The organism is Actinomycetota bacterium, from assembly GCA_030019255.1.
Taxonomy (GTDB): Bacteria; Actinomycetota; Geothermincolia; order Geothermincolales; family RBG-13-55-18; genus Solincola_A.
The window spans coordinates 243,310-254,383 of sequence record JASEFK010000005.1; the positions used below are offsets into that span (position 1 = coordinate 243,310).

Consider the following 11,074-nt stretch of genomic DNA (forward strand, 5'->3'; position numbering starts at 1 on the left):
TAATAAAGGCAAGCCGGGGTCCGGCCGCTCGACCGGCGAAAAAGCCTGCAGAGGGATGCTCGGTGGAAAAGACGAAGTTTCGCTTTCGGGCCATGTGCGAGTGCATACAAGAATCTCAAGAGAGGGATGCTCGGCGGGAAAGAAAAAGGTTGTGCCCGCTTTCCTGAGGTTGCTCCGGCGAGCGGGAATGGCGGCCCGGCCCCCGGGAACCGCGGGGTCCAGCGGAGGGATGGGCCCGGAAGAACCTGAACATGAGACCAAGGTGAGTGCCGCGCATGGAAACCAGTGCTTCCAAGGAGGAGACACGTCGCAGCTACGATCTGTTGAGCCATTTCTACGAGCTCCTGTCCTCTTCCAGCGAGAGGAGGTTCGTGCGGGAGGCGGTGGACAGGTATCTCATCCCCACCGCGGGAGAGCGCATCCTTGAGGTCGGCTTTGGGGCCGGACATGTCCTTGTGGAGCTGGCAGAGAGGGTAGGGGACGGCGGGAAGGTATACGGCCTGGACATTTCCGAGGGCATGGTCAGGGTGACCCGCAGGAGGGTACGCCGCCGGGGGCTGGAACGGCGGGTGGAACTGGTTAAGGGAGACGCAGCGAAGATGCCTTTCGAGGCGGGGTTTTTCGACGCTGTGTTCATGAGCTTCACCCTGGAGTTGTTCCCGGAACCGGAGATCCCTACGGTGCTCGGCGAATGTTTCAGGGTCCTCAAGGAGAGAGGACGGCTGTGCCTGGCTTCCATGTACGACAGCCGGGAACGCGGCCCCATGATGCGCCTCTACCTCTGGTTACACCGCAGGCTTCCCCGTTTCGTAGACTGTCGGCCCATCAGGGCTTCGCAGTACGTGGCCGAGGCCGGCTTCCGGGTGGAGGCGACGGAGCTCCTTTCCATCTGCGGCCTGCCGGTGGAGGTCGTGCTGGGCAGAAAAGACACTGGGGCATGAGCATGGGCCATGTGCATGCGGGAGAAGAGGGCGATTTCGCGGCCGGAAAGAGGCTCACCCTGGGCCTGGTCCTGAACACCGCCTTCCTCGTCCTGGAGGCGGTCTTCGGGGTCCTCCTGGGAAGCCTGGCCCTCCTGGGCGACGCGGCCCACAACTTTTCCGATTCCTTCGCCCTCATCCTCTCCCTGGTCGCCGTGCGCATGGCCACCCGTCCGCCGACCTCGAGGAAGACCTACGGCTATCACCGCATGGGAATCCTGGCCGCATTCATCAATTCGCTGGGCATCACCCTCGTCTGCTTCTACCTCTTTTACGAGGCCCTGAGGCGGCTGGCGCACCCGGTGGAGGTGGCAGGCGGGGGCATGGTGCTGGTGGCCGCCGCCGGCTTTGTGATCAATGGGGGAGTGGCCCTGCTCCTCCTGCGGGGAAGGGAGGACCTCAATGTCCGCAGCGCCTTCCTGCACCTGTTCACCGACGCCCTGGTCTCCCTGGGGGTGGTGGTCTCGGGCGCGGTGATCATGGCCACCGGGTGGACCTATGCCGATCCCCTGGTGACCATGGTCATCGGCCTGCTCATCCTGGTGAGCGCCTTCCAGATTCTCAGGGAATCCACCCATATCCTCATGGAGTCGGTTCCCGCGGGAGTGGACTACATGGAGATACTCGAGGATATTCGGGAGCACCCCGGGGTACGTGACGTGCACGACCTCCATATCTGGGAGATAGGTTCGCGCCAGTACTCCCTCTCCGCCCACGTGGTGGTGGAGGACGTTCCGGTGAGCGAAGCCCAGGAGATCGCCTCCCGCATCAAGGAGATGCTCCTCAACCGTTACCATGTGGTCCACTCAACCCTGGAGCTGGAGAGCGAACCCTGCTCCCCCGGCGAAATCTGCTCCTTCGAATAAAGGGGTCAGGTCTTGAATTTTGATACCCCTGGGGGTATATGGGGGATGAAGGTCGCCGGGCAACGGTCTCGCTCGCCTCCGCGAAACGCCACTATGAAGGAGAAGCCGAAGGGAGGAGGACTCGCTGCGACCGACCCGGTCGGCCACGGGGATAAGTTGTAGGAAAAGAGAATAACTCTTAGAGTTTTTGGTGACGGCGTGACCACAAACTTTTCCGCTCATCGTGCCAGGAGCTGGAAAGGGAAAGGGACCGACCCCGAGATTTTGTTGGGGGTGATGGGTGTGGCGGGAAGGATAAGGGTAGAGGGCTTTGACGGCAGGCTGGTGTTCATTACCGGGGGCTCCAGCGGTATCGGGCTGGCCGCGGCACGCCTCCTGGCTCGGGAAGGAGCCGATGTCGTGATCTTCGCCCGGGGCAGGGAGCGCCTGGAGTCGGCCGTGGCGGAGATGGAGAAGGAAAGGAGGCGGGAAGGCCAGCGGTTGGCCTGGAGACAGCTGGATGTCACCGACCACGACCAGGTCATACGGGTCATGGAGGAGGCGGTGAGAGAATACGGCGCCCCGGACATCCTCATCAACTGCGCCGGCCGCGCCTATCCCAACTATTTCGAGAACATCACCTACCAGCAGTTCGACGAGACCATGAAGGTGCACGCCTACGGGGCCTGGAACACCGTCTCCGCCCTCTTTCCCCACATGAAGGAGAGGGGAGGCTACATCGTCAACACCTCCTCCGTCCTCGGCTTCATGGGCATCTTCGGGTACACGGACTATGCCGCCTCCAAGTTCGCCGTGGTGGGCTTCAGCGAGGCGCTGAGAAGCGAAGCCAGGCGTTACGGCATCGGGGTTTCCGTCCTCTGCCCGCCGGACACGGACACTCCCGGCTTTGCCGTGGAAAACCTTACCAAGCCGCCGGAGACCAGGGCCATCAGCGAGGGCGGGGGTCTCATGCAGCCCGAGGAGGTGGCCGAGGCCCTCATCCGGGGAATGCGCAAAGGGGAGTTCATCATCGGCCCCGGCTCGGCCAAGATGATTTACCGGCTGAAACGCTTTTTCCCCTGGCTGGTGGATCTGGTCACCGAGCGGGGCATCAGGAAGGCGCGAAAAAATACTGAGATGTTTTCGAAATTGGGCTGTTGAATCAGCCGGGATGCCGCGGGCGTTGCGCGTCTTTTCAAGGGAGCGCTGAACATGTACAGCGAAAGAGGCATTCGGGAGATACCGGACCGTTCACCACTGCACTATTGCGGAAGAGGACGCGAACATGGCGTCCTTTGCGGAATTGCCGGATCTTCCAGGAAAAACGGTTATTGCCTGGCCTCGTTAACACGCGATATCCTGCCGCACCTCTTTTCCCGAAATACATACGAGTACGGCTGGGTATGCGGCATGATCGATCAAGGTGATGCGGAGCTGAAATCCGAGGAGACCGGAGGTGATCTCATGCAGCCTGAAGAGATCAGGAAAGTGATGGTGGTGGGCGCGGGGGTAATGGGGCATTCCATCGCCCTGGTGCTGGCCTGCGGGGGAAAGGAAGTCTCCCTGGTGGACGTGGACCGGGAAAAGCTCTCCCACGCCTTGAAGCTGATGGATCGCGCCTTCCAGGTTCTGGGGGAAGCGGGAAGGGTGGATCCCCACGACAAGGACACCGTCCTGGAACGGGTGCACCCCTTCACCGACCTCGAGGAAGCCGCGCGGGATTGCGACCTGGTGATCGAGGCCGTAACTGAGGTTCCGGAGGTGAAAAAGGAGGTCTTCACCAGGCTGGACAAGTGCTGCCCTTCAGACGCGGTTCTCACCAGCAACACCTCGGGGTTGAATATCTTCGAGTTCGTGGAGGTAGAAAACCCTGCCAGGCTCCTCATCACTCATTGGTTCAACCCTCCCCATGTCATCCCCCTGGTGGAGGTGGTCCCGGGTCCGGCTACCGATCCCCGGACGGTGTCCCTGGTCATGGACTTTCTCCGGGACCTGGGCAAGGTTCCCATTGCCCTGAGGGGCTTCACCCGCGCCTTTATCGTCAACAAGATCCAGAACATGATGGGACTGGCAGTCTTCGAACTCCTGGGAAGCGGATTGGTGGACCCCGAGGACATCGACCAGGCAGTCAAGTACAGCATCGGCATCCGCATGCCGGTCATCGGCGTGGTGCAGTCCCTGGACTTCACCGGGCTGGACCTGGTGGCGGACATCGCCAGGAGCTACGGGCTGAACGTTCCCTTCATCCAGGACCTGGTGGATAAGGGACGACTGGGGGTGAAGACCTCGGCGGGGATATACGACTACGCCGGGCGGGACGAGATGGAAATACTCGCCAAGAGGGACCGCCTCTTCCTGGAGCTCATGGACCGCATGGAAGAGATGGGCACCTTCCGGCCGGTATGAGCCCCAGTTCCTTTACCCCGCATTTACCATATCAAACAGTGGGATTCCGGTCTTGTATTGCTGAAATATGCACAGGGCAGCATTAGCGGTGTGTCAGATTATCCGCAGGATGGTAAAATAATGGCATCAGTAAAGTATTTGGGAAATATCGGATTAAAAACCTTGGAAGGTTCTCCCAACGGAAGAAAATGGGGTTCATCGCAAGAATACAGGGATAACGGGGTTTTCCTCCCAGACATGGTCCTGAGAAGCAATAGAAATCATCATGGACAAAGCCGACCTTCTGGAGATGATGAAACAGCTCTCCTCCAAGGAGATTAAGGAACTCTGCAAGGAGCATGGTCTTAAGGGTTTCTCTGGCCTGAAGCATGACGCATTGGCGAAGTTCGCCTGCGAGAACCTCTCCCTGCCGGAGGAGGAGCTCAGAGAAATGGTGTGCTGCCTGCTGGAGGACAAGCTCCTGTGTAAGGTGCGGGATGCCGGAGATTACTTCTTAACCAAGCAAGTGGAGATCAAGTACGTTGACGAGGAGCTGGCCAAAGGATCGGTGGGCGGCTACTCGGTGACGGTAAACAACCTGGGCTCGGATAACTTTAGCTACATCTGTGACGAGAAGTGCCAGGACTTCCTCTACCAGGTGCGGAAGGGACGCTACCCTTACTGCAAGCATTATCCCGCCCTGGTGGCTGAGCTGGTCCTCAAGGGCTTCCTCGACCCCGAACGGACCAGGATAAACCTCATCGAGGGGCGGGTGCTCGAGGAGCTCCTCTCCTTGGTGGAGCTGCGCCGGAGGGAAGAGGAGATCCCCCTGCAGGTCTCCGGGCGGACCATCGAGGACGATCTCCGTATGCTTCAGGAGGACTACCTGGAGATATCCCGCCAGAACCAGTCGCTTGCCCGCAGCAAGTACCACGACACGGCGGAAAACGTCTTCGAGATGATGACCGACATGGCCTTTCAGCTCCTGGACTTCGACAACATCCGCCGGCGCAAGACCCAGGGGTGGGATCTCATTCTCATCGCCGGCCGGGCCACCCCGCCCTACATCGCGGTGGCCGAATGCAAGACAGCGGCGGGGGGCGTCTACAGCCACGTGCTCAGGGACGAGGACTACCTGGTGCGCCTGCGCTCCTACTGCATCGAGATGGTTAAAAACAAGCTGGTGGGCACTTACCGGGACTACGTCAAGTACTGCCTGGTGGTGGCCCCCTCCTTCGACCCCCGAGTGGAGGAGCTGGCCCCCAAGTTCAGGCGGCTGGCCGAAGGGATCAGGCTCAGTTTCTGGCCCGCCGAGGTGATTTTGGACCTGGTGGTGCGCTACCGGGAAAACCCTATTGTTTTGCAGACCGTCCTCGAGGACTGCTTCGCCAAGGAACGCATTATCACAAGAGAGGATATAGACGAGGCCTTCAGGAGGTCGGAGGCGGAGATCGAGGCTCTGACCGAGCGGGCACGCAGGAAACTCCGCCAGCGTTTCGAGCAGTTCTCCCAGATCGCTGCGGACACCTGCTTCATCAAGCTGGACACCATGATCATGCAGTCCATGATCAACGACGTCATCGAAATCCTGGAGCCGGAGCTATTGGTGAAGGGAAGGATCGGAGCCTTGGGGGTGGAGACCATTTATCTGAAGCACGACTACTGGGCGATATGGGACCGGATCACACGGGGATTGCAGGAGGAGTACACCCAGCTACTCCGGGAGGAGTCCTTTTTCCAGACCAAGAGAACCGAGTTCAAGGACGAAGTGTTGAAGTTCCTGGGGATGTAGATGGATTTGGGGTCACATCTATAGTAAATAGCGAGGAGCCCGTAAACAGGACCAAGTCTTGCGCCGTGGTACCTTCAAGGCATAAACAGGTTTAAGCCTTGAATGGTAATAATCCCCTTTACGTTACCTATAAGCATTTTCGCGTTTGCCTGGTGCCCCAGGCTACCGGGTGGTAATATAGGGCGTGAAACCGGAGGGCATGTCTCGAGTTCCTGAGATGCGAATGATGCCGCCGGGACCGGAAACCACGGGAAAGAACCGGCCGGACCCGGAAATCACAGAGAAGAACCGGCGTGGGAAGAATCGGTGGGATGCGAGTCGGCTAGGGCGTTGGGGCGGGCGGGAATCGGTTGTAAGAAACGGTAGCCTCAAGGCCCATGACCTGGTCCTCACCCGGTTCATCCATGCAGTAATGAAAGGCGAGGAATGACTGGAGATGGAAAAATTACCTTATAATCTCCCGTTCGCCTATTTCCTCAAGGTAAACTGGGCGGTGGGCGAGAGGGTGGTCCGCGCCTTGGTGTTGAACCGCAAGGCCCCGCCCGTGGCCGGCGTGACGCGGAACGTACCCTACGTGCCGGGAGGCAACCGCTTGCAGGTACTGGATATCATCCGCCCCCTGGGGGAGCCCCCCTTCCCGGTCCTGGTCTATATCCACGGTGGAGCCAACCACCTGGGGGACAAAAGGACTTACGACCGCATCTGCAAGGTGTTCGCCTCCCGGGGCTTCCTGGTCTTCAACGCCAACTACCGCATGGCGCCACGCTGGAGGTACCGGGAACAGCTGCAGGACGCCGCCGCGGCTGTGGACTGGGCTTACCGCAACTCGGAGTCCTACGGGGGCGATCCCACGCGGGTCTTTCTGGCTGGCGACTCGGCGGGCGCCTACCACGCGGCCACCTACGCCGCCGAGGTCATCCATCCCCAACTGGCGGAGGCACTGGGGACCGCTCCTGCGGTTCCCCTGGAGAACATAAAGGGGCTCCTGCTCTTCTACGGCGTCTACAACCTGGTCACCGTGGGCGACTCCAGGTTCCCCTTCAGCAAGCTGTTCATCACCGGCTTCCTGGGACGGGACCCCGAGGAGTTCCGCCGCGCGGCCGAGCTGGCCTCGCCGGTCCGCTACGTGACACCCGCCTTCCCGCCCTCCTTCCTCTCCACCAGCGAGATCGACCCCCTGCACTCCCAGACCATGGAGTTCGTCAAGCGCCTGGAGGAGGAGGGAGTGGAGCACGAGCTGGTAATACTTGACAGGAAGGACTATCCCTACACCCAGCACGGTTACCTCAACTTCTGGTTCACGCGCGGCGCCCGGATGACCATGCAGCGTGCTCTGGAGTTCCTTTCCCGCCACCGGGATTGAGACGCGATCCCCTTGCGTCTCACCGTTCTCCATCGTTAGGGGGCGAGGTTAAGGTTCTGACTACGCCGCCCGGGGACCTCCAGGCAGGATAGCGCGAGGCTGGTCGAATTCGAGGTTTCCCGCTGGTCCCGTCCGAAGGCGCGACAAATCCGGTAACCGTTTACATCCTCTCTCGTCCTTGAACCTGAAGCCTTGCCGATCCGATAAAGCCGGTTGTCAAACCGTTCGCGATGCATACCGGGGGCGACCTCTCCCGGCCGTTGGGCTTGTCGCCAAAGCGGATTAAGGTGAAGCTTGGGCAATCATCGTATGGTCCGCTGAACGCAGGTCGACGCGGAAAGACGGAACCCCCATGCCGCCGCCGCATCGTTCAGAGATCGATTTAGGGCTGAAAAGTTGAGACACTACCTTCATCCCGGCGAGAAGAGAAAAAGGAGGAAAAAGGGCGATCCCCCGATGTTCGTCTCCATTCCACGGCACCGCGCTTGGATGCTGTATCGCTCAAACAGGCGCTTCAAGGTTGAAAAACGATGGGCTTGACATACCCGAAAAGGGCAAGGATATTTAAACGGGGGAGGGAAGACCGAGGTAATCAACGCTGCAACGTTCACGTCATAGTCGCATCCTGAAACGCGCCGTCACAAAGGGTTTTCCATCCGCTTCCGGCGCTGGATGGAGCCCTGGGGAAACGGTACCTGTTCCGGTGACGGTCGCCGCGGATGGCAGCCACAAAGGGTTCCCCATTTCCCGTGAGGCGGAGGAAGAAGTTTTTTCGCAGCCAGGAATATTTTCCGGGAGTGGCCATGAAAAAGGAAAAACTTACCACCTACGGCGAGCGACTTTTAAGGGAGACACCCGTGCTGGAAGCGCTGCACGACCTCGATCCCCGCGGGGTGGGCGAGGTCCTGCGTATCGCGGAGAGCTGCGCCGAGTTCGCCCGCCTGCACGCGGAGCCGAGAGCCCTGGAGCTGGACGCCCTGATGGAGCGGGATCCTGAGTATTTCGACTGGGAACTGGCGAGGACGGCGGGCAGGTACCGCCTCTTCAGCCTGGTGGTCCCCAAGGTGCTCGGGGGCCTGGCCGGGAAATACATGCTCACCGCCGCCTCGCTGGGCGTGGAGGAGATCTGCTCCGCGTGCGCCGGCATCGGGAACATGATCGCCGCCACGGGCCTGGGGGCCAGTCCCCTCCTCACCCCCGGGGGGATGCCCCACTGGGATACCGTGCTACACGAACTGGTGGAGGGGAGAAGAAGGGGCAGCCGGTGCTCATGGCCTACGCCATCACCGAGCCCTCGGCCGGCACCGACGTGGAGGAGCCCCACTTCCTGGCCACGGCCAGGATAGGCATGGAGGCGCGCCGGGTGAAGGGGGGTTACCTTCTGAACGGCCGCAAGTGCTTCATCTCCGGGGGGAAGGAGGCTAAGTACCTCACCGTGTGCGCGGCTACGGACCGCAGCCGTCCCCTGGAAACCTGGACAGTCTTTTTAGTGAGCCGGGACATGGAGGGGTTATCGGTCCCGCGCGTGGAGCGCAAGATGGGGCAGAGGGCCTGCCACGCCGCCGAGCTCCTCTTCGAGAACGTGTTCGTGCCCGAGGAGAACGTCATCGGCTACGAGGGGGACGGCATGTCCATGGGGATACTGGCCATCATGGCCGCCTCGCGGGGACCGGTGGGGGCGGTGGCCACAGGGATAGCCCGGGGCGTGCTCAGGCACCTCCTCTCCTGGGCGCGACGGAAGCGCGGTGGCAAAAAACCCATAGACGACCAGCGGATGCAGATGGAGATTGCCGACATGGCGGCCTCCATCCAGATATGCCGCGGGCTGATCCTGGATCACAGCCTGGCCGGGGACAAGGTCTTCGGGACGTTGCTGGTCAATCCCATGATGAAGGGCCTCTTCGCCCTGCCCCGGGAGCTCCGGCTTTCCAGGCCTTACCAGGTGTTCCTTCATTCCCGCCTGGGCAAGGCCACCTCGGCGCGCCTGCTACACCTGCTGGTAAGCGAAGAGGAGATGACCCGACTTCTGGCCCTGGCCTCCCTGGCTAAGTTCGCCGCCACGGACATGGCTATGGGCGTCGCCTCGCGGGCCCTGGAACTCATGGGTCCCGAGGATTGCGAGGAGAGGCGCTGGGTGGAGAAGTGCTACCGGGACGTCAAGGTGACCCAGATATACGAGGGGACCAACCAGCTCAACCGCCTCACCTGGTACATGGTGGAACAGGAAGGATCCCTGCGGGTGGAGCTGTCCAGGCCCCACTATAGGCAGAAAATGGGAAAGGAGGGAGAAGTTGTCAGTTCTGTTCACCCCGGCGAGGATAGGGGACGTGGAGATCAGGAACCGCTTCGTCCACGCCGCCACCTACGAGAGCATGGCCGAGGAGGACGGTCGGGTCACGGACATGCTGGTCAAGCGATACTCCCGCCTGGCGCAGGGGGAGGTGGGCCTGATCATCACCGGCATCGCCATCGTCCACCCCCTGGGTAATGTGCCGGGAAAGGCCATCGGGATATACAGCGACGCCCATGTTCCCGGCCTCCGGAGGCTGGCGGAGGCGGTGCACGAGCACGGCGCGAAGCTCTTCATCCAGCTCCTGCACGCCGGGGCCCAGACCAACCGAGGGGCCATAGGAAGGACTCCCCTCGCCCCCTCCCTCATCGGGCCCAACCCCATGTACCTGAACTTCGCCCGGCCCATGCGGGAAAGGGAGATAGAGGAGGCCATCCACGCCTTCGGGCAGGCGGCGCGCCGGGCGGCGGAGGCGGGGGCGGACGGGGTGCACATCGCCGCCTCCGGGGGATACCTCCTCAACGAGTTCCTCTCCCCTTACTTCAACCGCAGGAGGGATCAGTGGGGCGGTTCGGACGAAGGGCGTTTTCAGATCATGCGGGAGGTGATAAAGGAGGTCAGGAGGAACCTTGCCCCCGGGATGGCGCTCACCGTCAAACTTACCGCCAACGACTACACCCCAAGGGAAGGAATCACCACCCCGCTTGCCGCCCGCTACGCGGCGTGGATGGCCGAGCTGGGCATCGACGCCCTGGAGATAGCCTCCGGTTGCACTACCTATTCCGGCTGGCACATCTGGCGCGGAGGGGTGCCGGTGAAGGAGCTGGTGAAAGACCTCCCCGCCTGGCAGAAGCCGGTGGCCTGGCTCAAGTTCCGCAGCATGGTCGGGAAGTATGATTTCCAGGGACCCTACAACCTGGCCGACGCGAGGGTGATCAAGGCGGCCATCTGGGACGTGCCCTTCATCCTGGTGGGGGGCCTCAGGCGCCTCTCCGAGATGGAGAAGATAGTGGAGAAAAGGGAGGCGGACTTCGTGGCCCTCAGCCGGCCCCTGGTGCGGGAGCCCAACCTGGTTAAGAAGTTCAAGGAGGGAAAGGCGCGGGAATCGTCCTGCACCTCCTGCAACCGCTGCTTCGCGGAGATAGTCCACCGCCGCCCCCTCCGCTGCATGGCCTGACTCCCGGTTCATGACTGTCTCAACCCCTCACCCTATCCTTCCGCTCAGCGTGTCCAGGCAATTTTCTCGGTGGGCATGGCGTGAGGTCCGGAAATTTATACTCTTCCCCCCTCATTCCTTCTTTCCCCCGATCTGGTATGGTGACCCGCTCTGCTGCCTTATCCCGCCGGCCCGGTGCTGGGTATCCGGTAGCGTATACGAAATTGTGTCACCAAATCCATAGACATTATGGAGAGCAATCA

Annotated in this window: 8 protein-coding genes and 1 pseudogene; all 9 read left to right on the forward strand. The window is 61.3% G+C overall.

Annotated features, from left to right (window positions below; translation table 11 throughout):
• The first annotated feature begins 275 nt into the window (after window positions 1–275).
• Window positions 276–941 carry a methyltransferase domain-containing protein gene (locus tag QME84_06490; protein ID MDI6873915.1) on the forward strand — a complete coding sequence of 222 codons (666 nt, stop codon included), beginning with the start codon at window positions 276–278 and terminating at the stop codon, window positions 939–941.
• Window positions 938–1,846, forward strand: a complete 909-nt coding sequence (locus QME84_06495; protein ID MDI6873916.1) for a cation diffusion facilitator family transporter — start codon at window positions 938–940, stop codon at window positions 1,844–1,846. The genes QME84_06490 and QME84_06495 overlap by 4 nt, the downstream gene beginning before the upstream one ends.
• A gap of 276 nt (window positions 1,847–2,122) precedes the next feature.
• Entirely contained in the window at window positions 2,123–2,986 is an 864-nt protein-coding gene (locus tag QME84_06500) for an SDR family oxidoreductase (protein ID MDI6873917.1), read from the forward strand.
• 303 nt (window positions 2,987–3,289) lie between these two features.
• Window positions 3,290–4,231, forward strand: a complete 942-nt coding sequence (locus QME84_06505) for a 3-hydroxyacyl-CoA dehydrogenase family protein (GenBank protein MDI6873918.1) — start codon at window positions 3,290–3,292, stop codon at window positions 4,229–4,231.
• Between the two features lie 265 nt (window positions 4,232–4,496).
• A complete protein-coding gene (locus QME84_06510; GenBank protein MDI6873919.1) occupies window positions 4,497–6,002 on the forward strand; it encodes a hypothetical protein in 1,506 nt (501 codons plus the stop codon).
• A 436-nt stretch (window positions 6,003–6,438) separates the two neighbouring features.
• A complete protein-coding gene (locus QME84_06515; GenBank protein MDI6873920.1) occupies window positions 6,439–7,365 on the forward strand; it encodes an alpha/beta hydrolase in 927 nt (308 codons plus the stop codon).
• 803 nt (window positions 7,366–8,168) lie between these two features.
• Window positions 8,169–8,711, forward strand: a complete 543-nt coding sequence (locus tag QME84_06520; protein ID MDI6873921.1) for an acyl-CoA dehydrogenase family protein — start codon at window positions 8,169–8,171, stop codon at window positions 8,709–8,711.
• Window positions 8,636–9,559, forward strand: a pseudogene (locus tag QME84_06525) (acyl-CoA dehydrogenase). The gene QME84_06520 and the pseudogene QME84_06525 overlap by 76 nt, the downstream one beginning before the upstream one ends.
• A gap of 133 nt (window positions 9,560–9,692) precedes the next feature.
• Window positions 9,693–10,832, forward strand: a complete 1,140-nt coding sequence (locus tag QME84_06530; protein MDI6873922.1) for an NADH:flavin oxidoreductase — start codon at window positions 9,693–9,695, stop codon at window positions 10,830–10,832.
• The last annotated feature ends 242 nt before the right edge of the window (window positions 10,833–11,074 follow it).

Coding starts and splice junctions, on each gene's coding strand:
- QME84_06490 (MDI6873915.1), top strand. CDS start 276: ATGGAAACCAGTGCTTCCAAGGAGGAGACACGTCGCAGCTACGATCTG.
- QME84_06495 (MDI6873916.1), top strand. CDS start 938: ATGAGCATGGGCCATGTGCATGCGGGAGAAGAGGGCGATTTCGCGGCC.
- QME84_06500 (MDI6873917.1), top strand. CDS start 2,123: ATGGGTGTGGCGGGAAGGATAAGGGTAGAGGGCTTTGACGGCAGGCTG.
- QME84_06505 (MDI6873918.1), top strand. CDS start 3,290: ATGCAGCCTGAAGAGATCAGGAAAGTGATGGTGGTGGGCGCGGGGGTA.
- QME84_06510 (MDI6873919.1), top strand. CDS start 4,497: ATGGACAAAGCCGACCTTCTGGAGATGATGAAACAGCTCTCCTCCAAG.
- QME84_06515 (MDI6873920.1), top strand. CDS start 6,439: ATGGAAAAATTACCTTATAATCTCCCGTTCGCCTATTTCCTCAAGGTA.
- QME84_06520 (MDI6873921.1), top strand. CDS start 8,169: ATGAAAAAGGAAAAACTTACCACCTACGGCGAGCGACTTTTAAGGGAG.